The 24,226-nt window shown below is 47.3% G+C and carries 33 protein-coding genes and 1 riboswitch; of the genes, 20 read left to right on the forward strand and 13 right to left on the reverse strand.

Translation table 11 applies throughout. The annotated features are described in order from the left end of the window. The first annotated feature begins 32 nt into the window (after positions 1-32). The 4 genes from L3V45_RS05710 to L3V45_RS05725 are packed head-to-tail and all read left to right on the forward strand — an operon-like array spanning position 33 to position 2,791. The gene (locus L3V45_RS05710) at positions 33-398 is read left to right on the forward strand and encodes a UPF0738 family protein (RefSeq protein ID WP_025851933.1); all 366 of its coding nucleotides are present in this window, start codon (positions 33-35) and stop codon (positions 396-398) included. A 27-nt stretch (positions 399-425) separates the two neighbouring features. Next, the gene (gene yjbM, locus L3V45_RS05715) at positions 426-1,061 is read left to right on the forward strand and encodes a GTP diphosphokinase (RefSeq protein WP_003155019.1); all 636 of its coding nucleotides are present in this window, start codon (positions 426-428) and stop codon (positions 1,059-1,061) included. A 21-nt stretch (positions 1,062-1,082) separates the two neighbouring features. After that, a complete protein-coding gene (locus tag L3V45_RS05720) occupies positions 1,083-1,883 on the forward strand; it encodes an NAD kinase (protein WP_003155018.1) in 801 nt (266 codons plus the stop codon). Between the two features lie 14 nt (positions 1,884-1,897). Next, positions 1,898-2,791: an RluA family pseudouridine synthase gene (locus tag L3V45_RS05725; RefSeq protein ID WP_015388445.1), complete on the forward strand. Its 894-nt coding sequence runs from the start codon at positions 1,898-1,900 to the stop codon at positions 2,789-2,791. 33 nt (positions 2,792-2,824) lie between these two features. Here L3V45_RS05725 and prpE read toward each other — a convergent pair whose 3' ends face one another. Then, positions 2,825-3,574, reverse strand: a complete 750-nt coding sequence (gene prpE / locus L3V45_RS05730; protein WP_003155015.1) for a bis(5'-nucleosyl)-tetraphosphatase PrpE — start codon at positions 3,572-3,574, stop codon at positions 2,825-2,827. A gap of 227 nt (positions 3,575-3,801) precedes the next feature. Here prpE and L3V45_RS05735 point away from each other — a divergent pair, with 227 nt between their 5' ends. From L3V45_RS05735 to L3V45_RS05780, 10 genes are all read left to right on the forward strand, one after another. Further along, positions 3,802-5,646: a monovalent cation:proton antiporter family protein gene (locus L3V45_RS05735; RefSeq protein WP_025851927.1), complete on the forward strand. Its 1,845-nt coding sequence runs from the start codon at positions 3,802-3,804 to the stop codon at positions 5,644-5,646. A gap of 53 nt (positions 5,647-5,699) precedes the next feature. Further along, positions 5,700-5,808, forward strand: a riboswitch (TPP riboswitch). Between the two features lie 87 nt (positions 5,809-5,895). Continuing rightward, entirely contained in the window at positions 5,896-6,603 is a 708-nt protein-coding gene (tenA, locus tag L3V45_RS05740; RefSeq protein WP_182275246.1) for a thiaminase II, read from the forward strand. Next, on the forward strand, positions 6,581-7,198 hold the full coding sequence (gene tenI, locus L3V45_RS05745) for a thiazole tautomerase TenI (RefSeq protein ID WP_003155010.1): 618 nt from the start codon (positions 6,581-6,583) through the stop codon (positions 7,196-7,198). Before tenA ends, tenI begins: the two co-directional genes overlap by 23 nt. Next, complete coding sequence (gene thiO / locus L3V45_RS05750) at positions 7,182-8,291, forward strand: glycine oxidase ThiO (protein WP_003155009.1); 1,110 nt, start codon at positions 7,182-7,184, stop codon at positions 8,289-8,291. Before tenI ends, thiO begins: the two co-directional genes overlap by 17 nt. After that, entirely contained in the window at positions 8,288-8,491 is a 204-nt protein-coding gene (gene thiS, locus L3V45_RS05755; protein ID WP_003155008.1) for a sulfur carrier protein ThiS, read from the forward strand. The genes thiO and thiS overlap by 4 nt, the downstream gene beginning before the upstream one ends. After that, complete coding sequence (gene thiG, locus L3V45_RS05760) at positions 8,488-9,258, forward strand: thiazole synthase (RefSeq protein ID WP_088005363.1); 771 nt, start codon at positions 8,488-8,490, stop codon at positions 9,256-9,258. Before thiS ends, thiG begins: the two co-directional genes overlap by 4 nt. Next, positions 9,255-10,265 carry a thiazole biosynthesis adenylyltransferase ThiF gene (gene thiF / locus L3V45_RS05765; protein ID WP_003155005.1) on the forward strand — a complete coding sequence of 337 codons (1,011 nt, stop codon included), beginning with the start codon at positions 9,255-9,257 and terminating at the stop codon, positions 10,263-10,265. The genes thiG and thiF overlap by 4 nt, the downstream gene beginning before the upstream one ends. Before the next feature lie 22 nt (positions 10,266-10,287). Next, on the forward strand, positions 10,288-11,100 hold the full coding sequence (gene thiD / locus L3V45_RS05770; protein WP_003155003.1) for a bifunctional hydroxymethylpyrimidine kinase/phosphomethylpyrimidine kinase: 813 nt from the start codon (positions 10,288-10,290) through the stop codon (positions 11,098-11,100). Positions 11,101-11,230: 130 nt separating this feature from the next. Then, positions 11,231-12,007 carry an enoyl-ACP reductase FabI gene (gene fabI, locus L3V45_RS05775; protein WP_003155001.1) on the forward strand — a complete coding sequence of 259 codons (777 nt, stop codon included), beginning with the start codon at positions 11,231-11,233 and terminating at the stop codon, positions 12,005-12,007. A 97-nt stretch (positions 12,008-12,104) separates the two neighbouring features. Further along, entirely contained in the window at positions 12,105-12,713 is a 609-nt protein-coding gene (locus L3V45_RS05780; RefSeq protein WP_043866992.1) for a CotO family spore coat protein, read from the forward strand. Between the two features lie 58 nt (positions 12,714-12,771). Here L3V45_RS05780 and cotZ read toward each other — a convergent pair whose 3' ends face one another. The 5 genes from cotZ to L3V45_RS05805 form a co-directional block, all read right to left on the reverse strand. Next, complete coding sequence (gene cotZ / locus L3V45_RS05785; RefSeq protein ID WP_003154997.1) at positions 12,772-13,215, reverse strand: spore coat protein CotZ; 444 nt, start codon at positions 13,213-13,215, stop codon at positions 12,772-12,774. A 145-nt stretch (positions 13,216-13,360) separates the two neighbouring features. Continuing rightward, positions 13,361-13,843, reverse strand: a complete 483-nt coding sequence (locus L3V45_RS05790) for a CotY/CotZ family spore coat protein (protein WP_003154995.1) — start codon at positions 13,841-13,843, stop codon at positions 13,361-13,363. A 150-nt stretch (positions 13,844-13,993) separates the two neighbouring features. After that, on the reverse strand, positions 13,994-14,494 hold the full coding sequence (locus L3V45_RS05795; RefSeq protein WP_003154994.1) for a spore coat protein: 501 nt from the start codon (positions 14,492-14,494) through the stop codon (positions 13,994-13,996). 92 nt (positions 14,495-14,586) lie between these two features. After that, the gene (locus tag L3V45_RS05800; protein ID WP_003154993.1) at positions 14,587-14,901 is read right to left on the reverse strand and encodes a hypothetical protein; all 315 of its coding nucleotides are present in this window, start codon (positions 14,899-14,901) and stop codon (positions 14,587-14,589) included. 37 nt (positions 14,902-14,938) lie between these two features. After that, positions 14,939-15,325 carry a spore coat protein gene (locus tag L3V45_RS05805; protein ID WP_003154992.1) on the reverse strand — a complete coding sequence of 129 codons (387 nt, stop codon included), beginning with the start codon at positions 15,323-15,325 and terminating at the stop codon, positions 14,939-14,941. 170 nt (positions 15,326-15,495) lie between these two features. On the opposite strand from L3V45_RS05805, the gene L3V45_RS05810 reads away from it, so the two are divergent. The 4 genes from L3V45_RS05810 (at position 15,496) to L3V45_RS05825 (ending at position 17,014) form a co-directional block, all read left to right on the forward strand. Beyond that, on the forward strand, positions 15,496-15,852 hold the full coding sequence (locus tag L3V45_RS05810) for a DUF1360 domain-containing protein (RefSeq protein ID WP_015388440.1): 357 nt from the start codon (positions 15,496-15,498) through the stop codon (positions 15,850-15,852). 287 nt (positions 15,853-16,139) lie between these two features. Next, positions 16,140-16,337, forward strand: coding sequence for a hypothetical protein (locus L3V45_RS05815; protein WP_003154990.1), 198 nt, complete (start codon positions 16,140-16,142; stop codon positions 16,335-16,337). Between the two features lie 92 nt (positions 16,338-16,429). Then, positions 16,430-16,597 (forward strand): YjcZ family sporulation protein, encoded by a 168-nt coding sequence (locus L3V45_RS19635; RefSeq protein ID WP_003154988.1) that lies wholly within the window; start codon positions 16,430-16,432, stop codon positions 16,595-16,597. A gap of 162 nt (positions 16,598-16,759) precedes the next feature. Then, entirely contained in the window at positions 16,760-17,014 is a 255-nt protein-coding gene (locus tag L3V45_RS05825; protein WP_003154986.1) for a sporulation-specific transcription regulator SpoVIF, read from the forward strand. A gap of 68 nt (positions 17,015-17,082) precedes the next feature. On the opposite strand, the gene L3V45_RS05830 is transcribed toward L3V45_RS05825, so the two are convergent. Then, entirely contained in the window at positions 17,083-19,368 is a 2,286-nt protein-coding gene (locus tag L3V45_RS05830) for an ATP-dependent helicase (RefSeq protein WP_015388439.1), read from the reverse strand. A gap of 120 nt (positions 19,369-19,488) precedes the next feature. On the opposite strand from L3V45_RS05830, the gene L3V45_RS05835 reads away from it, so the two are divergent. Both L3V45_RS05835 and bla read left to right on the forward strand, forming a co-directional pair. Then, positions 19,489-19,743: a hypothetical protein gene (locus L3V45_RS05835; RefSeq protein WP_003154980.1), complete on the forward strand. Its 255-nt coding sequence runs from the start codon at positions 19,489-19,491 to the stop codon at positions 19,741-19,743. A gap of 68 nt (positions 19,744-19,811) precedes the next feature. After that, positions 19,812-20,561 carry a subclass B1 metallo-beta-lactamase gene (gene bla / locus L3V45_RS05840; RefSeq protein ID WP_032858453.1) on the forward strand — a complete coding sequence of 250 codons (750 nt, stop codon included), beginning with the start codon at positions 19,812-19,814 and terminating at the stop codon, positions 20,559-20,561. A gap of 40 nt (positions 20,562-20,601) precedes the next feature. Here the strand turns inward: bla and L3V45_RS05845 are convergent, their stop codons facing one another. The 6 genes from L3V45_RS05845 to L3V45_RS05870 all read right to left on the reverse strand — a co-directional run bounded on the left by L3V45_RS05845 (position 20,602) and on the right by L3V45_RS05870 (position 24,148). Further along, positions 20,602-21,324, reverse strand: coding sequence for an ABC transporter permease (locus L3V45_RS05845; protein ID WP_003154977.1), 723 nt, complete (start codon positions 21,322-21,324; stop codon positions 20,602-20,604). Then, positions 21,317-22,054, reverse strand: a complete 738-nt coding sequence (locus tag L3V45_RS05850) for an ABC transporter ATP-binding protein (protein WP_014304807.1) — start codon at positions 22,052-22,054, stop codon at positions 21,317-21,319. Before L3V45_RS05850 ends, L3V45_RS05845 begins: the two co-directional genes overlap by 8 nt. Next, positions 22,055-22,288 carry an AbrB/MazE/SpoVT family DNA-binding domain-containing protein gene (locus tag L3V45_RS05855; protein ID WP_003154973.1) on the reverse strand — a complete coding sequence of 78 codons (234 nt, stop codon included), beginning with the start codon at positions 22,286-22,288 and terminating at the stop codon, positions 22,055-22,057. Between the two features lie 160 nt (positions 22,289-22,448). After that, entirely contained in the window at positions 22,449-22,880 is a 432-nt protein-coding gene (locus tag L3V45_RS05860) for a GNAT family N-acetyltransferase (RefSeq protein ID WP_003154971.1), read from the reverse strand. A gap of 4 nt (positions 22,881-22,884) precedes the next feature. Then, positions 22,885-23,400: a YjcG family protein gene (locus L3V45_RS05865; RefSeq protein WP_003154969.1), complete on the reverse strand. Its 516-nt coding sequence runs from the start codon at positions 23,398-23,400 to the stop codon at positions 22,885-22,887. 25 nt (positions 23,401-23,425) lie between these two features. Further along, a complete protein-coding gene (locus L3V45_RS05870) occupies positions 23,426-24,148 on the reverse strand; it encodes an esterase family protein (protein ID WP_003154967.1) in 723 nt (240 codons plus the stop codon). Between the last annotated feature and the right edge of the window lie 78 nt (positions 24,149-24,226).

A 24,226-nucleotide genomic window follows, 5' to 3' on the forward strand; every position in this document is an offset into this window, starting at 1 on the left:
AATGCTGTACTTTGTTAAAAAAGGAGAACATTATGCAAAAGAGAATTGAAATCCAGAATGCATCATTAACAGAAGACGCGCTCCGCTTGAAGTGCGGAGAAGACTTAAGCGGAGCGGAACGCAAAGCCTCAGGTCAAATGCTTGTTGATTCCGATCACTTTGCTTTTGTATACATACTTGAATCAGCTGACTCTTTTGAATATGTCATTATAAAAGAACATGTCTGGCCGGATCTGAAAGAAGCCTTAGACCAAGGAAAACCGGCGGTCCTTGAGGCCGGCGCGAAAACGGTTGAACTTTCAGGGCTGCATGAAGAACTCGATTATCTTCTTGAAAATATTAAAGATAATGCAAACTACGGAGATATGGAAGAAAAAGTGAAAAACGTATTTCTTTAGAACAGGTTCGGAATTGGGGGATGTACGATGGATGACAAACAATGGGAGCAATTTCTAGCGCCATACCGCCAGGCTGTTGAAGAATTAAAGGTGAAGCTGAAAGGCGTCAGAACCCTTTATGAGTATGAAGATGACCACTCACCGATTGAGTTTGTGACAGGCCGCGTGAAGCCGGTGGCGAGCATACTTGAAAAAGCGAGACGAAAAAGCATACCGCTTCATCAGATTGAAACGATGCAGGATATCGCGGGGCTGCGTATTATGTGCCAATTTGTCGATGATATCCAGATCGTCAAAAATATGCTGTTTGCCAGAAAAGATTTTACCGTTGTCGATAAGCGGGATTACATAGCAGAGCATAAGGAAAGCGGATATCGGTCTTACCACCTTGTCGTTTTATATCCTTTACAAACAACGTCCGGTGAAAAGCACGTTCTTGTGGAGATACAGATTCGGACGCTTGCCATGAACTTTTGGGCAACCATTGAGCATTCACTGAATTACAAATACAGCGGGAACATTCCCGAAAAAGTAAAGCTGAGGCTGCAGCGGGCCTCAGAAGCCGCATCCCGGCTCGATGAAGAAATGTCAGAAATCCGCGGAGAAATCCAGGAAGCCCAAGCCGCGTTCTCGCGAAAGAAAAAAGCGGGAGACCGCCAGTAGGAAGGAAAGGAGGGGAATGGCATGAAATTTGCCGTTTCTTCAAAAGGAGACGAGGTTTCAGATACACTGAAAAGCAAAATACAGGCGTATTTACTCGATTTTGATATGACCTTGGATGAAAAAGAGCCGGAAATCGTTATTTCCGTCGGCGGTGACGGAACGCTTCTTTACGCATTTCACAGGTACAGCGACCGTCTTGATAAAACGGCTTTTGTCGGAGTTCACACGGGGCATTTGGGTTTTTATGCCGATTGGGTTCCGCAGGAGATAGAAAAGCTCGTTCTGGCCATTGCCAAAACGCCGTATCATACCGTGGAGTATCCCCTTCTTGAGGTGATTGTCACATATCATGATGAAGAGCGTGAGGAGCGGTATCTGGCTTTGAACGAATGTACGATCAAAAGCATAGAAGGCAGTCTCGTCGCGGACGTGGAAATTAAAGGCCAGCTGTTTGAAACGTTCAGGGGAGACGGTTTATGTCTGTCCACGCCTTCCGGAAGCACAGCTTATAATAAGGCGTTAGGCGGCGCAATCATCCACCCTTCCATCAGGGCGATTCAGCTTGCCGAAATGGCATCTATCAACAACAGAGTGTTCAGGACTGTCGGCTCGCCGCTTTTGCTTCCCGATCATCATAACTGTGTCATCAAACCGAGAAACGACGTCGACTTTCAAGTCACAATTGATCATTTAACCTTGCTGCATAAGGATGTCAAGTCCATTCTATGCCGTGTGGCAAATGAAAAAGTCAGATTTGCAAGATTCCGCCCTTTTCCGTTTTGGAAAAGGGTGCAGGATTCCTTTATCGGAAAAGGCGAATAGAAAGAGGAAACGGATTGGACAACTTTTTTATCCAAAAGAACATGACTGCCCGGGATGCCGGCATGACGGTAAAAGAATATACGGCGCAGCTCGGCATTTCAAAGCGGCTTCTCGCTGACATTAAATTCGGCGGGGGAGACCTGCTTGTGAACGGAGAGCATGTAACCGTCCGCGCCGTGTTAGCGGAGGGAGACGTGCTTAAGATTGAATTTCCGAAGGAGCATGTGAGTGAAACGCTTTTGCCTGAGCCGGTTCCGCTTGATATTCTTTATGAAGATGACCATGTGCTTGTGGTCAATAAACAGCCGTATGTCTCCTCAATTCCATCAAGAGAACACCCGTCGGAAAGCATCGCTAACGGAGTGATCAGCCACTACCGAAAAAGCGGCGTGCAATCAACGGTTCATCTTGTCACCCGCCTTGACAGGGATACATCGGGGGCGATGCTCATCGCCAAACATCGGCTTTCCCATTCTCTTTTGTCGGCAGCACAGAAAAAGGGGCTTGTCAGCAGGCGATATCTCGCTGTCGTACACGGGATCATGCTGCAGAAGGAAGGAACGGTGGACGCGCCCATCGGAAGAAAACACGACAGTATTATTGAGCGGATGGTAACGCCGGATGGACAACGAGCGGTGACGCATTTTCAAACGGAAAAAGCGGGACATGCGTTTACGCTTGCAGCCCTGCGGCTGGAAACGGGGCGGACGCATCAAATCCGGGTGCACATGAGCTACCTCGGCCATCCGTTAGTCGGTGATACATTGTACGGCGGAAAAAATGAGGGAATTGCCCGGCAGGCTCTTCACAGTGAGCGGCTTTCATTCGTACACCCCATGACCGGAGAAACGCTCGTTTTTCACGCTCCGGTGCCTGACGATATGAAAACATTAATTGAACACATGTAAAGCCCGAACCGTTTACCGGTTTCGGGCTTTTTTTCATGCCTGCCTGCCGTGATCCTCGCGAAATCGTGAAGCATCATACGGCATAGAGCTTTCCACAGAGACGGTTTCATGCTCGGGAAAACGAAAGCCTGTCAGCTGATTGCCGAAGACACAGCCTGTATCAATGTTGACCGTACGGTTGACGATCCGGGGGCGTTTTACCGGGGTATGGCCGTACACAACCCACGCCTTGCCTTCATAGTCGGCAGCCCAGTCTCTTCTGACGGGTCTGCCGTCGGGATGCGTTTCACCCGTAATATCGCCGTACAGAACAAATTCTTTTACCTTACGCGAGTATTTACCGATATCGTCAGCTTTTATGCCGGCGTGGGCGACAACGAGATCGCCATTATGTAAAATGTCATAAAGCGGCGCTGACTCATATAATCGGATAAATTGTCCGGAGACCTCCGTTCTGTCGGCAGGAGACAACTCTTTCAGTTCGGCTGCCGTCGTTTCCAGTCCGTGCATCACTTTTACGGGGTTTCCTTTTAAGTAACGATACAGTTTGTTGCAATGATTTCCCGGGACATAACGGACGGTTCCTTTTTCATATGCTTTTGCCACAAAACGCATCACTTCTACGGATTTTGGGCCTCTGTCCGTTAAATCCCCCGCAAAGACAAGCGTTCTGCCTTCAGAATGGACGGGCGTTCCGTCTTTCACTTCATATCCGAGCTTTTGCATTAAGGCGATCATTTCGTCATAACATCCGTGTATATCGCTGATGATGTCATAAGCCATTCGTTTCAGCCTCCTTATTAACGGTTTTTTATTTATTATGGGGCTAATTCCTATACCTAATTACGCTGTTTTGGTACAAATTAAAAAAAGAATTGAAGAAATAAAGCCTTATCACTTTTTTTTCGCGTTCAGCCTTGTTAGAATATGCGTTATGTTTTTAAAAAAAGTAAGGTTTCGTCCGCTTAAAGCGGGCTTTTATAACCCTTGTTTTAAGGAGGTATTTACAAATGGAACACACATCAGTCGCATCTTTAGTCGTCGTTCTGATCGTCGCTTTTTTGACGCCGCTCCTTTTACATCGGTTTAAGCTCAGCATCCCCGTCGTCGTCGCGGAGATCATCATGGGGCTTATTATCGGAAAAAGCGGCCTGAATCTTGTCGTTCAGGGAGACACGTGGCTGGAGACGCTGTCTGTTCTCGGCTTTATCTTTTTAATGTTTTTAAGCGGCTTGGAAATTGATTTTTCTTCATTTGAGAAAGGGAAGAAAAAACAATTCCTTCCGAACGGCAAGGAAGCGCCCAACACGTTTTCTGCCGCGCTGATTATCTTTTTCGGCATCTTTATTTTATCATTGCTGCTGTCCTATGCCTTTGTATTAGCCGGTTTTATTCAAAACGCATTTTTAATGACGCTTATTATTTCAACAATATCACTCGGTGTGGTGGTCCCGACTTTAAAGGAAGAACGGATCATGACCTCCAATATCGGCCAGATCATCCTGCTTGTCGCCGTTATCGCAGACTTGGCTACAATGATTCTGCTCGCTTTCTTCTCTTCTCTTTACGGAGAAGACAGCGGAAATATGTGGCTTCTGTTGATTCTCTTTGCCGCGGGGGTCGTGCTGTATTTCTTCGGCAGGATCTTTAAACACCGTTCATTTGTGCAGTCGATGTCTAAAGGCACTGTGCAGATCGGCACGAGAGCCATTTTCACACTGATTATCGTGCTTGTCGCTTTATCGGAATCTCTCGGGGCGGAAAATATTCTCGGCGCGTTTTTGGCAGGCGTTCTGGTATCGCTTCTGTCTCCGAATAAAGAAATGGTGGAACAGCTGGATTCCTTCGGCTACGGGTTTTTAATTCCGATCTTTTTCGTCATGGTCGGGGTGAAATTGGATATTTGGACGCTTTTCCAAGATCCGAAAACATTAACGATGATTCCGCTGCTTCTGCTTGCGCTGTTTATCAGTAAAATGTTCCCGGTGTTTTATTTAAAGAAATGGTACGACAAAAGAACCGTGTTTGCTTCGGGCTTTTTGCTGACGTCCACGCTGTCGCTTGTTATCGCGGCGGCTACGATCGGAGAAAGGCTCCACATTATCAGCGCCAATATGTCCGGCGCGCTGACTTTAGTTGCGGTTATTGCCAGCATCATCACGCCGATTGGCTTTAAGAAATTATTCAAACGGCAAAGCGCGCCGCAGGAAAAAAAGCGCATTACATTTATCGGCGCCAACCAAATGACGCTCCCGGTTACGCTGGAATTGCCTGAGGAGGAATATGAAGTACGGGTCGTCCATGTGTATCAGGAAAATGCCGGGGAAACGCTTGCGGAATCCGTTTTTTCGGTTGACACGATTTCTGATTACGAGCCCGGCACGCTTGAGTCGCACGGTATTTTCAAAACGGATATTCTTGTCGTGGCGACGGGAAATGAAGATGTGAACGCTGAAATCGCCTTACTAGCGAAAGAGAAAGGGACTGAGCGTATCATCGCAAGCGTCGGCTCGGTTGAGCATGAAACAAAACTGAAAGAAGAGGGCATCAGTATTTTTTCTATCCTTCTGTCTACAAAAACGCTGCTGCGCGCGTTAATTGAGGCGCCGGGCGTGATGAGCCTCCTGACGAATGAGGAGTCTTCGTTATATCAGATCAATCTGGAAAACCCGGCGTATAACGGCATCATTCTGCGGGAATTTCCGCTGATGGGCGATGTGATTTTCGTCCGGATTTTCAGAGGTGTGGACAGCATCGTTCCGCACGGAGACACACGGCTGAAAACAGGAGACCGTCTCATCGTCACAGGCTCGCGCAACTACGTGTCAGAACTGAGAAAAATCCTTGAAGCTTGACCAAATTGCAATTCGTGATAATATAGAAGGCATAACAAATAAATCATTAATCGTATGACCACTAGGGGTGTCCTTCATAAGGGCTGAGATAAAAGTGAGACTTTTAGACCCTCATAACTTGAACAGGTTCAGACCTGCGTAGGGAAGTGGAGCGGTATTTTTTTGGAGTTCCTTTTATCCATTTAAATTCCAAACCACTTTTCCGATGCGGGAAAGTGGTTTTTTTATTTTATCAGGGGGGAAGACATGATGACATTTTCTGAAGAATGCAGACAGGCGGCAACCGAATGGTGGGACGGAAGTTTTGTTCATCCGTTTGTAACGGGAATCGGTGACGGAAGCCTGCCGATAGACCGTTTCAGCTATTACGTGCTGCAAGATTCCTACTATTTGACGCATTTTGCAAAAGTTCAGGCGTTCGGCGCCGCATATGCCGAAGACTTGTTTACGACGGGCAGGATGGCGGGCCACGCTCAAGGGACATATGAAGCGGAAATGGCGCTGCACCGCGAGTTTACGGAGCTTTTAGGAATTACGGAAGAAGAGCGTGCGGCATTTAAACCGGCACCGACCGCCTATTCTTATACGTCACATATGTACAGATCGGTGATGAGCGGCAATTTTGGAGAAATATTAGCTGCGCTTCTGCCTTGTTATTGGCTTTATTATGAAGTCGGCGAACACCTAAAAGAGTGCAAACCGGAGCATCCGATTTATGAAAAATGGATCGGTACATACGGCGGAGACTGGTTCAGACAGCAGGTCGAAGAACAGATCAGCCGTTTTGACGAGATTGCTGAAAACAGCACAGAGGAAATCCGCGCGAAAATGAAAGAGAATTTTGTGATTTCAAGCTATTATGAATATCAATTTTGGGGAATGGCTTATCAAAAAGAAGGCTGGTCCGAGAAGGACGGAAAAGAGGTGGAATCCTTTGGAGCTGCACGCGGTAACTGATAATCGCAAACCCGTTGCCGAGCTGGCCGAGGATATTCTATCGATTCAGCGCGAAGTGAGCTTTATCCATATCCGTGAGCGGGATAAAACAGCGGGAGAGATCATGCAACTTTTGTCCCTTTTGAAAAAGGGCGGTGCGGATAAGGACAAATTGATCATCAATGACAGGGCGGATATCGCGCTTTTTGCCAACATACACCGTGTTCAGCTTCCGTCCCGCAGCTTTTCCGTAAAGCAGGTGCGAAGCAGATTTCCCCATCTTCATATCGGACGTTCGGTTCATTCGCTGGAAGAAGCCATCCAAGCTGAAAAGGAAGATGCGGATTATGTGGTGTTCGGCCATATATTTGAAACCGAATGTAAACAAGGACTTGAAGCAAGAGGCATCAGCCTGCTTTCAGAGATCAAACGCACGCTTTCCATCCCCGTTATCGCAATCGGCGGAATGACACTGCAGACGATCGGACACACAAAGCAGGCGAAGCCGGACGGAATTGCCGTCATGTCAGGCATTTTCTCAGCTGAAAATCCCGAGGAGGCGGCAAAACGGTATGCACGCGCGGTAAGGGAGGCCGATTATGAAGAAGCACTATGATACGGCGGTGATCGGCGGCGGAATTATCGGGTGCGCCATTTCTTATGAGCTGGCGAAGACGCAGCAGAACGTTGTCTTGTTTGAAGCCGGAGAAGTCGGCCGAAAAACGACAAGCGCTGCCGCGGGAATGCTGGGCGCTCATGCGGAATGTGAAAACCGGGATGCGTTTTTTAATTTTGCCATGCACAGTCAAAGGCTGTATGAAGCGGCGGGGCAAGAGCTTGAGGAAGCTAGCGGCATTGACATCAGGCGCCATAACGGCGGAATGCTTAAACTGGCGTATACCGAAGAAGATATCGCCCGTTTACGGAAGATGGATGATCTGCCTTCCGTCACTTGGCTTTCAGCGGAAGATGCCCTTGAAAAAGAGCCTTACGCTTCAAAAGACATTCTCGGCGCAAGTCTTATAAAAGACGATGTCCATGTCGAACCGTACTATGTTTGCAAAGCGTATGCAAAAGGAGCGCGGCGCTATGGCGCTGACATATGTGAGCACACACAAGTCACCTCCGTAAAACGGGTGAACGGAGAATATTGCATCACAACGTCCGGCGGGGATGTTTATGCTGACAAAGTCGCAGTTGCAAGCGGTGTATGGAGCGGCCGGTTTTTCAGCCGGCTCGGCTTGGGACAGCCTTTTTTTCCTGTGAAAGGAGAATGCCTTTCCGTGTGGAATGACGATACCCCGCTGACCAAAACCCTTTACCATGATCATTGTTATGTCGTCCCGAGAAAAAGCGGCCGGCTTGTCATCGGCGCCACGATGAAACAGGGCGACTGGAGCGATACGCCTGACATCGGAGGAATTGAGGCCGTCATTGCAAAAGCGAAAACCATGCTTCCCGCCATCGAACATATGAAAATAGACCGGTTTTGGGCGGGGCTCAGGCCGGGAACAAGAGACGGCAAGCCGTTTATCGGGCAACACCCTGAAGACAGCGGCATCATCTTCGCCGCCGGCCATTTTCGGAACGGCATCCTGTTGGCGCCGGCAACGGCTGAAATGGTGCGGGATATGATCATGGAAAGACAGATTAAACAGGAATGGGAAGAAGCGTTTCGAATCGATCGCAAGGAGGCTGTTCATATATGATCCTTCAGCTGAACGGAAAACAAATTGATTGGAATCGAAAAGAGGGGACGGTTCAGGATTTGCTTGAATCGTACCAGCTTGACCAAAGAATCGTAGTTGTGGAGAGAAATAAAGAAATCATTGAAAAAAAGAATTATGAAAATACAAGTTTGTGTGACCGCGATGTCATAGAAATTGTCCATTTTGTAGGAGGCGGATGAGGATGTTAACAATAGGCGGAAAACAGTTTCGGTCAAGATTGCTGTTAGGAACGGGAAAATATCCGAGTTTTGAGATTCAGAAAGAGGCGGTGGCCGTCTCGGAATCAGATATTTTAACCTTTGCGGTGCGGCGGATGAACATCTTTGAAGAGTCTCAGCCTAACTTTCTCGAACAGCTTGATTTGTCTAAATACACGCTTCTGCCGAATACGGCCGGCGCCGCAACGGCTGAAGAGGCGGTCCGAATCGCAAGGCTTGCCAAAGCTTCAGGGCTTTGTGACATGATAAAAGTAGAAGTCATCGGATGCAGCCGGTCACTTTTGCCTGATCCGGTTGAAACGCTGAAAGCATCAGAACAGCTGCTCGAAGAGGGATTTATCGTGCTTCCGTATACGTCGGACGATGTCGTGCTCGCAAGACGTCTTGAGGAGCTCGGAGTGCATGCCATTATGCCGGGCGCTTCGCCGATCGGTTCCGGTCAGGGAATTTTAAATCCGCTGAATCTTTCCTTTATCATTGAACAGGCGAAGGTGCCGGTCATTGTCGATGCCGGCGTCGGATCTTCAAAAGACGCCGCCTACGCGATGGAGCTCGGGGCTGACGGCGTGCTGTTAAATACCGCTGTGTCAGGCGCAGATGATCCGGTCAAAATGGCCAGGGCGATGAAGCTTGCCGTAGAAGCTGGCCGTCTTTCTTATGAAGCCGGGAGAATTCCGGTGAAAGATTACGGAACTGCAAGCAGTCCGCGAGACGGTCTTCCGGTATGACGGACAGATATTCCAGACAGGAGCTGTTTCAGCCGATCGGTCCCACCGGCCAAGAGAAGCTCCGGTCGTCTCATGCCGTGATTATCGGCGCAGGTGCGCTTGGGACGGCAAGTGCGGAGATGCTTGTCAGAGCAGGGGTCGGGAAGGTAACGATCGCTGACAGAGATTATGTGGAGTGGAGTAATCTCCAGCGCCAGCAGCTTTATACCGAAGACGATGTCAGACAGGAAATGCCGAAAGCCGCGGCGGCTGAAAAACGGCTTCGGTCTATAAATAGCGATGTAGAGGTCGAGGGATTTGTCATGGATGTCACTGCGGAAAACGCACCCGGATTGATTCGTGATGCCTCCCTCATCGTGGATGCCGCCGACAACTTTGAAACGAGGCTGATTGTGAATGATGCGGCTGTGCAGAAAGGGATTCCCTTTCTGTACGGCGCCTGTGTCGGCAGCTACGGGCTCTCTTTTACCGTCATTCCCGGTGTCACGCCGTGCCTTCACTGTCTGCTTGAGACATTGCCTTTAGGCGGTATGACATGCGATACGGCGGGAATCATCAGCCCGGCTGTATTGCAGACGGCCGTTTTTCAGGCAGCAGATGCGCTGAAGCTGTTAACGGGCGGATCTATCGAGCATGTTCTCCGTTCCTTTGATTTATGGAAAAATGAACGGTCAGAAATAAACGTCGCCCGTCTTAAGTCGGCTGATTGCCCAAGCTGCGGCACAAACGATTTTCCGTTTTTATCCTATGAAAATCAGACAAAAGCGGCGGTTCTGTGCGGGCGGAACACGGTGCAGATCAGAACCGGGATTTCCGAACAGTTTGATCTGCAAAATCTTGCGGGGCAGCTCAGACGGGCAGGGCTTGATGTTTCAGCCAACCCGTATTTAATTTCGTTTTGCACAGACAATTTCAAGATGGTACTGTTTCGTGACGGCAGAGCATTAATACACGGCACAAGTGATATCAGCAGAGCGAAATCTTTTTATCATAAATGGATCGGATAATGTGAAAGGAGCGAAAAACATCATGAGCATATGCAAAGCATTGACGATTGCCGGATCAGACTCAGGAGGCGGCGCCGGTATACAGGCGGATCTCAAAACCTTTCAGGAGCTCGGCGTTTTCGGGATGTCAGCCCTGACAGCGGTAACCGCCCAGAACACGTTAGGCGTTCACGGCATTTATCCGCTCACCCGGGAGGCGCTGGGCAGCCAGATTGACGCGGTGGCGGAAGATTTGCGGCCTGATGCTGTAAAAACAGGAATGCTGTGGAGCGCGGAAATGATTGCGGAAATTGCGGAAAAAACGGATCAGTACGGGCTTGATCATCTCATCACCGATCCCGTCATGATTGCCAAAGGAGGCGCTTCCCTGCTGCGTGAGGAATCTCAGGCCGCGTTAAAAGAGCTGTTAATTCCGCGCAGCTATGCGGTGACGCCGAATGTTCCGGAAGCTGAGGTATTGACGGGGATGGAAATCCGCACGTTTGAGGACCGGAAAAAAGCGGCCGAACGCCTTTGCAAGCTTGGGGCAAAGCATGTCATCATAAAAGGCGGACATCAGCCTGAACAGGGGAGAATCGTTGATTTATTATTTGACGGTTCGTCTTTTACCCAAATCAGCCACGCTTATATTGACACGAAACACACCCACGGAACAGGCTGCACGTTCGCAGCCGCGCTGACGGCAGAAACGGCAAAGGGGAAAAACATTCAGACCGCGTTTGAGACAGCTGTCAATTTTGTGCGGGAAGCCGTGGAACATACACTCGGCATCGGAGCGGGACACGGCCCGACCAATCATTTTGCCTTTAAAAGGAACAGTCTGCAGACGAGATAAAAAAGAGACCGCTTCAACATCCGCGGTCTTTTTCCCATGCTTTCAATCTGGACAAGGTTATGATATGATAAAAATTAAGATCAGGTACTAAAACTATGTCTTTAAGACGATTACAGGAGGCTTTATACATATGAATTTCTCACTTGAAGGCCGCAACATCGTTGTGATGGGCGTTGCCAATAAACGCAGTATCGCATGGGGAATCGCCCGTTCGCTGCATGAAGCCGGAGCGCGCCTCATTTTCACTTACGCGGGAGAGCGCTTGGAAAAATCAGTTCATGACCTTGCGGCTACATTAGAAAGAAATGATTCCATCATCCTTCCGTGTGATGTGACAAATGACGCTGAGATCGAAACTTGCTTTGCAAGCATTAAAGAGCAGGTCGGCGTGATTCACGGCATCGCGCACTGCATCGCGTTCGCAAACAAAGAAGAGCTTGTCGGCGAATATTTAAATACGAACCGCGAAGGATTCCTGCTTGCGCATAACATCAGTTCTTACTCTCTGACAGCGGTCGCAAAAGCGGCGCGCCCGATTATGACTGAAGGCGGAAGCATCGTTACACTCACTTACCTCGGCGGAGAGCGCGTCGTTTCAAACTATAACGTAATGGGTGTGGCAAAAGCGTCTCTTGATGCGAGCGTGAGATATTTAGCCGCTGACTTAGGAAAAGAAAACATCCGCGTCAACAGCATTTCAGCAGGGCCGATCCGTACGCTGTCTGCAAAAGGAATCAGTGATTTCAACTCTATCCTGAAAGAAATTGAAGAGCGCGCGCCGCTGCGCCGCACGACAACACCTGAAGAAGTGGGCGACACGGCTGCATTCTTGTTCAGTGACCTGTCAAGAGGCATCACGGGCGAAAATCTTCATGTGGATTCAGGATTCCATATTACCGCACGTTAAATAACAAGCAGTCCCTTTCAGGGATTGCTTTTTTCTTTCTTCTGATTTTAATCATTCCGTCATATAAATAAAACATGACAGAATCGGAGGGATGAAGATGTCAAAACAAAACAGAAACGCGGAAAAAAAACCGCTCATGTATATTGTTCAGGCGGATTATTCAGACACGCAATCATCAATGCAGGACATATTAATCAAAAAAAGGAAAGCGCCGCAGCCGCCGGAAGAAGAGCCGATGCATGGAAAGCGGGAGGAAGAATGTAAAACTCAGCCTGAAGGAGCAGTGGCTGTCGAACCAGAAAAGCAAGTACCTGAACAGCACAGCCGCTCAGAAGAAGCCGTTCAAGAAGTTCCGGCGCAAGCGGAGCAGGACACTGCCAAGCCTGAAGCCGCTAAAAAAGAGCCTGAAGCCGCTGAAAAAGAGCCTGAAGCGGTTCACAATGCCGCCCCAGAGGAAAAGATCCCGCCAAAGCGCGTGAAAAAGCCGATGAGCAGAATGTCTATTCTTGAAAAAATTGATTTCTTAACGAAGCTGCCGCATAATATGCCGCGGACCCTTTGTCTGATAGAAGCTAACGGGAAAACCTACAGAGGCGTAATCGTCGGAAGAAAAAATAATGCGATCTTCCTGCGGACGACAAGCAACGGAGCGCCGGCAGAACTCGCAATAGACGATATTACCTCGCTGCATCCGCTTGGATTTTAACCATACAAAAAGCTGCCTGAATTCTTTAATCCGGCAGCTTATTTTTATGCTTTTTGATTTAAGAATGTGTGCGGTTGATCAGTCTCGGGTTCAGGCAATTGATGGCGCAGAAGCTATGGAGATCGACTTCAACGCAATAGTTCGTTTTTTCTAAACGGAATACATCGCAGAGAGAGTCTTTATCTGTAAAATCAAGAATGTGCTTATGCTCGTCAAAAGCAATAAGCAGGCTTAATGTGGCACAGCCGTCACAGACCCTTTCAACTCTGAAAAAAACGGTGTTAAAACACGGACCGTTATCCAGCTCGCCGACATTTCCGAATGCGGTAAACGGTGATGATTTAGAAGTGAAAAGTACAAACGGCACTGTATCGCCTAATGAAAAACCCGGCGATAAAAGGTTGGAATAGCATCCGGCCGGGCAATCTTCCTCGACCGCATTTTGAAGGTCTTCAATATTTTCTACCGCTTCACGCACACAGTATGTTGTATGCTTGCTCATAATATCCCTCCTGACTTCACGTTTTATATACCGGATTAAACGATATCGGAGAGTCAGCCGCCCGGAAGTCCGGGCGGGCTGATGATTGCATCTGTAATAGAAGGTTGGAAGGGGATTCTTCTTTAGGAAAGATGCGAATCAATGACTATCCGTGATGCTTTTTCTCTTTGTGCGGCTCAGGCCGGTCAACAAGCTCCGGTGAAAGGCATTGAATGGCGCTGAAGCAGCTCAGATCAACTTCAATGCAAAAATCTGTTTTTTCTAAACCGAAGAAATCCGGGTCACAAGGATGGCAGACGCTGAGGGTGTCGCCGTGCACATCTACGGGGCGCAATACTGAAAGCGTTGCGCAGCAATCACAAACTCTTTCTGCCCGGAAGAAAATAGACTCGAAGCACTGGCTGTCATCCGCAAATCCTCCGACGTTCCCGAATGTGGAGAACAAACCGCCTTTTTTATCAAACAAGAGAAACGGGATGGTATCTTTACCGGTAACCGTCGGGCTTAACAGATTGGTATAGCATCCAGTCGGGCATTGTTCTTCAACAGCCTCTTGTTCTGCTAAAATCTTCTCGACTGCATCGCATACACAACTTTCATCTCGGCCATGGTGTTTTCCGCAGCTCATGGATTTCAGCTCCTTCTTTTAGGGTATTTGACTTTTGTCTTTAACAACATATGTACGCGAGCCTCACTTGGTGTGGGTGAACGTCTATATATTCATCATATGCGGAGAAAATAAGAAAAAGCAGAGCATTTTTAGCTCTGCTTTTTCTTTTTAGAGGACAAGGGTGATGACTAAGACGGCAATCAGTAAATTTGTCGCTGTTGAGATCAACACTGCGATATCGGCATCTACTGTTGTCACGTTTACGCCGCGGGAGTTTTCGATGAGCAATTTTTGACGGTTGATTTGTTTGTTAGCTGTTAGCTGCAATAAGTCTTGTGCGACCAATTCAGCGATGACTCCGTCAGCAATTGAAGTGAGAGTGGCCGTTACGACTGCTGCATTAATCGCTGTCATGACTGAAGCGACTGCTTGAACGTCTGTTGACGTTACGTTAATATCACAAGAGTCTCTGATAATAATCGCTTCTTCAGAAACTTGTTTGTTGATATTCGCCTGAGCCAGGTCTTGGTCAAGGAAGGCATTATCTTCGCCAAATCCATGTCCGTTACAGCAAACACTGCATCTTCTTCCTTCTTTTTCTTCTTTTTCTTCTCGCGGATGTTCGCATTCAGGATCAAGTGCAACCCAAGAGTATGGTCTGCTTTCCATATCTATTCCTCCTTTTCTTTTACTATTATTAAATGAGCCGGCCCCTTATTTTGACTCAGGCATCTATCCTGATAAAAATCACTATTTTTTAGTTATTGACCGGGATTTTGGCGTCTTTGCCGGAGCTGTTCGATTAATTGTTCTCTGCGGGTTTGCGGATTTGTCTGCTGTTCTTGCGCTTTTTCCTGCTCTTTTTTCTGTTTCTGGCTTTCAAGAAAAGCTTCTGTTTTCGCCTGCATGTCTTTGACTAATGCGATCAGCATTTCTTTTTCTTCATCAGGGATTTCCCGCATTTTATCCTTTGTCACGCCGTGTTTTTTGAAGACATTGCTGACAAGCACCTTTAAAAGCGGATCCACTTCTGGTAGATTTTCGAGTTCTTTTTTTAATTTTTCGTTATCTGCCATTTGTTCTCACCTCTATTTAAATATTTGAAAAGAAAGGTTAAAGGATGTCTAGTTCAGCAAAAAGTATATTTAATAATTGAAACAAAATTTGTACAAAGGCCATGATATCGTCTGCTGTCAGTGTGATTTTAATATTGCGGCTGTTCAGGACTTGAATGACGGTCCTCTTTTTTATTTGGCAATCATCCAGGATCAGCAGTTCGGTTGCGATTTGGTCGGCTGTGTCTTCATCTGCGATCGCGAGCTGTGTCGCGAGGATAATCGCCGTAGTAACTGAGGCTTGTATAGAAAGAGCGGCCGTTATATGTGTTGTATCTATTGTGACATTTTCGCAATCAATCACTTCGATCGTCTGCTCGAATTCGTTGGATAATTGTTCGTATATTTGCGGTTGCAGTGTTTCGACTTTTTCTTCAAACGACATAACCTTCACTCCTTTCTCATTCATACTCTATATAATGCAAATGAAACGCCGAGCGGAATAAGAAAAACAACTAAACCGCACCTATTTTTTTACCGGACAAGGTGCGATTCATGAAGATCAGGGTTTTCGCATATGTATAAAGAGGTCAAGTTTTGAAAAGGAGTGAACAGGTGGTTATCAATTGGCTTTCATTTATTCTGTTATCGTTTGCCGTTTTCCGGCTGGCCAGGCTTTTCGTATTTGACACCATTATGGCGCCGCTTCGGAGCCTTTTTCACGAGGAAAAAACAGAAACCGCACCCGACGGCACGACAGAAACCTACATTGTCATAAAAGGAAAAGGCATCAGGGCATTTATCGGTGAACTTCTCAGCTGCTATTGGTGTACGGGCGTATGGTGCGCCGCCTTTTTAATTGCGGCGCAGATTGTGATCCCCGAGGCTGCGCAATGGCTGATTTTGCTGTTAGCCATAGCCGGCGCGGCCGGGATCATTGAAGCTGCGGTTTCTCGTCTTCTGCAGGAATAAGGCGGTTCCACCAGCAACTTACCGTCACTTTCGGCATAAACTGGCATATATGACATAAGGAAAGGAAGGATCACCATGAATCAATCAAGCAAACCTTCCCAACACTCTCCATACAAATCAACTGTGCATCAGCCTTACGAAAAAAAAATTAAGAAAAAAGGCTGCGGCTGCGGCCAAAAGAAAAAACCGAAATAGCCGTTTTCAAAAAAAACCGGAGCTTCCGGTTTTTTTGTTTTTTGCCGAACGCCGGCCTCTGCCCGGCATAGATCATAGGAGGAGGGGATGTTATGAATATATTTGAATCATTCATAAACGGTAAATACCGCCGGCACAATCAAAATCAGCGGGAGCATGACAACTATATCTTATCTATTGAAAAACAGCTGTCTGAGTTTGATGAAGCGGGATCGCGCTTTGAGGAATGGATAGATGTGTTTGCCGCCGAAACAGAAGCGAAACTGAAGAAAAATGAGCATTCTCAATAAAATGAAATGAAATCCGCACCGGCCCTATGCATTTATCCAAGCCAAACAAGTCGGCTCACATAGAGTATAGAGAGTAAAGGAGGTGCTTAAATATGGGATTCGGATATGGCGGATTCGGCGGCGGCTACGGCGGTTACGGCTGCGGCGGCGGCTGCGGATACGGAGGCGGCTATGTCGGAGGCGGATACGGCTCAACATTTGTTCTTGTTGTCGTATTGTTCATCCTTCTGATCATTGTCGGTGCATCCTTTTTTGGCTAAACCTTAATAAGACTTTGGATAAGCGCGGGACCGTTCAGTCCCGTGCTTCCCTAATGTATGAAGGATAGAGAAGGAGATGCGGAATTTTTTCCTTGTCTTACGGGCACACGTTCCGCCCTTTATTCATACAATATCGTATTACTCCACAAAAGGAGGCACACCATGGATAATCAATTTTTTAAAAATATTGAGAAGAAAACAGGCGTCAGCATGAAGGATGTCATGAACCTTGCAGGATCATTGCAAAATGCCAATTTCAAAGATGAAAACACGGTGAGAGGCGTCATTCAGAAGGTGTCCCAGCTGGCTAACAAGCGTGTTCCGAAAGAATTGGAAGACAAAATCGTTCAATCGATTACAAGCGGTAAAGAGAAACTTGATTTTGGCACCATTTCTAAAATGTTGAACAATAAATAGGCGTCAGCCGGCCTTGCTAAAAAGGCCTTTTTATGTGAGAAGAACCCGGCAGTGATCTGCCGGGTTCTTTATATCCTGAGTGCGCTCCGTCTGTCCGTCCGAAGAAGGGGCTCGAGAAATCTTGAGCTGCGCGCTGTTTTTCCCCGCCTGTACGCGGGACAAGATACATATAAATGCTGCATGGCCCTTGTCATGGCGACATACAGGAGCCGTCTTTCTTCTTCGAGCGGAGCGGGATCGCCCTGTCTCGCCGTCTCAAGCGCGAAGTCATGGGGGATCGAGCCGTCAGCCGCGCCTAAAATATAGACTGTATTGAATTCAAGACCTTTAGAGCGGTGAATGGTCAGCAGTTCGACGCCGTTTTCATCGGTTTTCTGATTCTCAGCGGCGCGCATATGATCGACATGCGCAAGAAAATCGGGAATGGTTTTGAATTTTTTGGCGGCCACTTTGACATCCCTGAGATCATCAGAGCCTTTTTCCAGTTTGTTTCCCTCATTGCCCCGTTTTTTTAAATACTCGGAAAAACCCATTTTGCTTTCTGCAAAGGTGATGGCTTCAACGGGCTTCATTGTCCGGATGCTTGCGAAAAACGGAACGATCTGCTTGATCTTTCCTATTTGAAAAGGCTTCAGGTCAGGCAGTTTCGTCAGTGCCTTAATCATCGTGCAATCTTCCGTGATTGACAGCGCCTTTAACGTTTGCAGGGCGGATTGCTTTAAAAATAAGGCGGGCAGCAGATCTTTCACCGCATCCGTATCATCTTCATTCTGACTCGCATATAAGTAGGCGAGGATCTGGCGTACGATTCTGCGGCTGTAGAACGTCTGCACGCCACGGTCGGCATGATAAGGAATCGATGATTGGTGCAGTCTTTCATAAATGGCCCGTCCGGCGCTGTTTGTCCGGTAAAGCACGGCAAAATCATCAGGACTCGCCCCGTTTTGAATTTTCTCTTTCATATCCGAAACGATCATGGTCGCTTCTTCTTCTTCATCGTAAGGATAAAACATCACAGGATTGTGAACGCCGTCTTTGACGGCAGAAAGTGTTTTTTCATACCGTTTTTTATTTTTCTTTACGACGGCATGAGCGCTTGAGACGATCGGATGCGGCGAGCGGTAATTTGCCGTTAAGTAAATGGTCTTTGCTGCCGGATAATCCTTTTGAAAATCAAGAATGAAAGACGGGCTGCTGCCGCGGAACGCATAAATGGATTGGTCGTCATCACCCACGCAGCACAGGTTATTCTCCGGGCTTGCGATCATTTGCATAATGTTGTACTGGACAGGATTAATATCTTGAAACTCATCAATCAAAATATGAGAAAATCTGTTTTGGTACTGCGCGAGAATATCAGGCCGGCTTTGAAACAGTTCATAACAGCCTTGGGCCATGTCATCAAAATCAAATTGCCGTTTTTCCCGCTTCTGCCGTTCGTAATGTTCGTAGAGCCGGTACACTTTTTTCTCCCAGTCGTCCGCAAGCGGAATGGTCTCATGGGGGAGATACGTGTTTTTCCAGCAGCCGATAAGCTGCAGCGCCTGGTCGACGGGAAACTCTTTTTCATCCAAATTTTCTTCATAGAGCGCCTTTTTCACATATTGCTCTTTTTGCCACTCCATTTTTAAAAGCTGGCTGCCGTTCCATTTTGAAGAATCATAATGATAGAGTATTTTATAGAAAAAACTGTGGAATGTTCCGGTCACGAGACGGGAGACTTTTCCGGCTGCCAGCCCGTACTCATTCGCCATCCGCTCTTTCATTTCGGCGACGGCTTTTGTCGTAAAGGTCACAAGCAGCATATTCTCAGGTGAAATGCCGAGGTGTTCAATCATATGGGCGGCGCGGGCTGTCAGCACCCTTGTTTTTCCGCTTCCCGCTCCGGCAAGCACCAGCAGGGGGCCGTCCGTTTCCGTGACTGCCCGCATCTGTTCGCGGTTCAGGCCGATGCCGGGGAACAAAGATGTATCAGCTGCCTCGGATGTTGGTGAAAACGGTTCGGCCGCAGGCACTTTTTTCGGGCTTTTCCATTCTGAGACGATCGGTTTCGGATTCTCTGAAATCGCTTTTCCTTTCGGCAGGCGGAACATGCCTGCCTCCTTATACTCTTCTTTTTCTTTCTCCGCTTGTGGTTCCTCGGCGGCGCATGCTTTTTCACAGGCGGTGAAGTCTCCCTTTTGCCGGTGATAAAATGCCGGCTGCTCTAAAATCGAAAGCCGCATCAAGACAGGCTGGTCACAATGTGCGCAAAAAATATTTCCTTTCTGAGCTTCTTCAAAAAGGAATTGGTAATGTTCTCTAGAATATGTATGTAAATGTATCGTTCGGTTATTCAGTCGGGCGCATTTCAAAAAGGGGTCCTCCCATTAAAAGGTGTTCATCCATTTGATAGACAAAGAATATCATAACAAAAGAACCGCGTTTCAAAAAGTAAGATTAAGGGAAATGAAAAGCGAAGGGGAGGGGTACATATGATTTATGCAGGACGGATTCAAAACCAGCAGTATTCTCAATACGCAAACCGGGCAGCGGGTTATAAGCCTGATTACGCCGGCATTACGAAAGCGGCCGCCCTCGCCAATGACAGGGTGTACAGAGAGGTGGAGCGCCGCCAGGAAAACACCGCAGCCGCAGAAAAGAAAATGCATGAGGAAAAACGTAAGCGCTCTCTTTCCCGTCTGCCGCAAATTATGGGAAAAGGCCGGTTGATAAATCAATATGTGTGAAAAAGCCCGGAAATCTCCGGGTTTTTTTGAGCCGTATATATGAAAGATGCGGAAAGGAATGATTCAATTTGAGAAAGCTTTCATTATTAATTGCGGGGTTATTTCTATTCGGCCTCTTTACTGCCGGAATGAAACCGGCACACGCGGCGGAGAGCTCCGCAGCAAAAGATGTCACTCTCACACAGCTGGCGCCGCATGTCTGGATGCATACAAGCATCGGTACGGCAGACGGAAGTCCCGTCCCTGCGAACGGATTGCTTCTTGAAACTTCCAAAGGAATCGTACTGATTGATACTCCGTGGAATGACAGTCTCACAGAGCAATTAATGACACAAATAAAACAGCGGTTTCCCGGCAAAAGGATGACCGATGCCATTGTGACACACGCCCATGACGATCGCATCGGCGGGCTGAACACACTGTACAAATACGGTGTAAAGGTGCACAGCACAAAGCTGACCGCCGACTTCGCCCGGCAGCAGGGATATGACCGGCCGCTCGGAGATTTGAAAAACGTGACAAAGCTGCAGTTTGGCGATATGAAAATTGAAACGTTTTATCCGGGAAAAGGGCATACGGAAGACAATATTACCGTCTGGCTGCCTGAGGATAAGCTCTTATTCGGCGGTTGCTTAATCAAGGCTTTAGAAACAAAGGAAATCATACCAACTCCGGGCTTTTATCCGGATCAGTGGCCGCGCGCCGTCCGCAAAGTCATGAAAAGATATCAGGACATCAGCATTGTCGTTCCGGGCCATGGCAGTCCGGGGGATGACCGTCTGCTGCCGCATACGATAAGCCTTCTGAAAGAAACGTAAAAAAGAAGACCGGCGCTCCCATTACGGAGTGCCGGCTTTTTTAACTCTTCCTGATTTTTATAAAACTGAGGAAAGCAAGTGCAAGCGCCAAAACGGTATATCCCGCTATCGGCCAAATATGCTGATGAAAGGAAGAATAATCTCCGGATATGACTTCCTGAGCCAGCTCGATCGAGTGGATAAACGGTAAGGCATAAGCGATATGTTTGAATGTGTCACCGAGCAGGCTCACCTCCATCCAAGCCCCGCCCAGAAATTGCACGAGTGTAATATAAATCGTTCCGATACCTGAAATTTGTTTGTCCGTAAACACAGCCCCTAAACATAAACCGAAGAAAACGGACATCATCGCAATCGGCAGCAAGACAGCGATACCTGCGAGAAGATTCATCCACTCGGCGGATAAACCGGCAGCAGCAGCTGCGATAAAACAAATGACGATTTGTAAAATGGCTAACGGAAGCATCGGCAGTGCGTAACCGATGACATAATCGGCTGTTTTTAAAGGGGAAGCAAACAAACGGGTCAAAAGGGCGGTCTGTTTGTCTTTTGCGATCAGCAATGCAGAGAACATCGTAAGGAAAGCGAAACCGAAAACAATGAGTCCGGGTGCTAAATGCTGAATTTTAAAGGTATCAAGCGGCGCATTTTTTTCAATCGCCGTAAACAGAAACAATAGAATAACAGGCAGTGCGATTCCAAGGATGATAGATAAGGGATCACGAAAAATCTCTTTGCGGTTGCGAATGGCGAAATCAAGCATAAAGACCCGCCTCTCCGTCACAAATCGCTAAAAAGGCATCTTCAAATGTGGCTGAATGAGTTTGTTTTTTCAGATCCTCCGCCGTGCCCAGTGCTTTTAATGTCCCATTTTCTAAAATGCAAATACGATCTGCCAGTGCTTCAGCCTCTTCTAAATAGTGTGTCGTTAAAATAATCGTCATGTCTCCCTTTAATGTCTCAAGATTTTTCCACAACTCGCGGCGTGAACGGACGTCCAGCCCTAATGTCGGCTCATCTAAGAAATAAATATCCGGTTTCGTAATCATGCCCATTGCGATGCTGAGGCGGCGCTGCATTCCTCCTGATAAGGTTTTGGTTTTTGCTCTTTCTTTCTCTTTTAATTGAAACAATTCGAGCATCTCATCTGTTCTTTTTTTTGCTTCTTTTTTCGGAATTCCGTAGACTCCGGCTATAAACTCTAAGTTTTCCCGTACGGTTAGATGAGGAGCGATGGCTGTTTCCTGCGGGGACATATTCAATTTCGGTTTTATTTTATCCAAATCAGTCGAAATACTGTGTCCAAGCACTGATGCATCACCTTCATCCGGAGAAAGGAGTCCGCAAAGCATATTGATTAATGTCGTTTTTCCGGCTCCGTTCTCACCGAGTAAAGCGAAAAATTCCCCTTTCTCAACTGAGAACTCAAGACGGTCAACGGCGGCGGTTTCTTTATAATGTTTCGTTAATTGCTTCAGCTCAATCGCGTGCATTTACTCATCCTCGCTATCTGCGTCGATTTGCTTAGCGTTTAAAATATCTTTTGCAAACTCGAAAAAGAGTTCTTGTTTAACAAGTGCGATACCTTGCTGGTCATCCCCAAGCATAAGCAGTGAATCCCCCGGATTTATATCGAAAACATCTCTTGCTTCTTTAGGAATGACAATCTGTCCTTTTGTGCCCACTTTAACAGTCCCGAATATGTGTTTTCCTTTTGGTGCCGTCATGTTTATCCCTCCGAAATATGAATTGTATTTTTTGTATGAATTGTAATACTTCGTATACTAAACATACATTAACCTTCCATAAAATGCAATAAAATTCATTAAACGGTATTGTTTTCATAAAAAAAGCACTCCTGCTATATCAACAGGAGTGCTTTTGATTTTATTGTTTGTATTCCTTTATCATTTCCAGATGGGGGATGCCCGCATCGAGAAATTCTTCGCCGGATGTGACGCGGTATCCTTGTTTTTCATAAAACGGGACCGCCTGCGTCTGCGCATGTAAGATAAAGCTGCCGGCGCCCTTGGCTGCCGCCGCTTTTTCAAGCGCCTGCATTATGATGGCTCCGACGCCTAAAGAACGATGGCTTTTCATTACGCAGATGCGCTCTAATTTTCCATGCCCGTCTTTCAAGCGCCATCTGCCGGCTCCGACCGGCTGGCCGCCGTCATATATGACTATATGCTCTGACGTGTCTTCGAATTGATCAATCTCTTCTTCTTCCGGAACGTGCTGTTCTTTAACAAAGACCTCTTTTCTGACGAAAAAAGCGTCGTTCAGCTGTTTTTCAGTTTTTACGATGATGGATTCCAAGCAGTTATTCTCCTCCGCCTAATAAAAATGTTTCGTACACAGTCCATGAGCCGTTATCCAGCTGATAGAGCAGGTGAAATCGGTCGATGACTTCTTCGTGGGAAATGTCCTGCATTTTTAGCTGTCCGAGTACGTCGGAATGTTCATCTGACGACAGCTTCTGGCCGACCGTGACATGCGGAACGAAGCTGTATTCCGGCTCGCCGGATAATGCTCCTGAGTAGCATTTCTCACTCAGAGATTTTAATTCCTCCGTCGGCTCTGCTTTCATATATATCACATTATTCACAGGAGAAAACGAGCTGTATTTTGTGATTTTCAGAACGAGCGGATGCGACTCTTTCGCCGTCTGTCTCAGCTGTGATACGACCTGCTCGATTTCCTGTTCTGTCGCTTCAAACGGATCTCTTACCGTCAGATGCGGCGGAATGAGCGCGTAGCTCGGGTCGTAGCGTTTCCGGTACGAATTTGCGAGATCCTGTAATTTTTTTGATGGAAATAAAACAATACCGTATTTCATGAAAGTTCCCTCCTTAAATGAATGGTTACAGCATTTTTTTCAGCGCCGGCGTGATGAGCGGCTGCCAGTAGGTCCATTTATGATCCCCGTCGAAGGTTTCATACGTGTATTCAGACTGTTTGCTTTCCAGCAGCTGTTTGAGCTCTTCGTTCGGCGCGGTGAAATCAAGAACCTGGCCGTCCGTCGTGTGAACGCCGGTTTCTTTTTCTCCGATTTGATGATAAACGGAAATCTGTTTGAGATCCTCCGACTGCCGGACGGCATCCAGCACGTGCCCGTCAACATACGGAGACTGCATGATGACGTTTCCAAACATATTCGGATAGTCAATCGCCGTCATGAGCGAAACGGTTCCGCCGAGGGAATCCCCGATCATGGTGCGGCCGTATCCGACTTGATAAGTCGGGTATTCTTTGTCGATAAAAGGAACGAGCTCATTGGCGATAAACCGCTTATATGAGGCGAACTTAGAGCCTTCTGGATGGTATGTGTTTCTTCGCTCCCGCACATTTTTATAAGGGACGCCGATAATGATGCAGCGGTCAATTTCCCCTTTTGACATAAGCTCTTCCGCCTGACGCCCGATTCTCCCTAATCTGAAATAATCATGGCCGTCCTGAGCGATGACCGTATGATATTTATACAGAGGGGAGAAGGTGGCGGGCAGGTAGACCAAAACGGTCATTTCCTCTTCAAGCTCATGGGAGAAAAGTGTTTTCTCATGAATGATTCCGTTTTTTGATGCCACTTCGCATTCCTCCAGGCCGCTTCTTGTCTTGATGGTTTTTTCCTATTGTACCATGAATTATTAGAAATTTCTTTCTTC

This window comes from Bacillus sp. R45, assembly GCF_021729365.1.
Lineage (GTDB): Bacteria > Bacillota > Bacilli > Bacillales > Bacillaceae > Bacillus > Bacillus velezensis.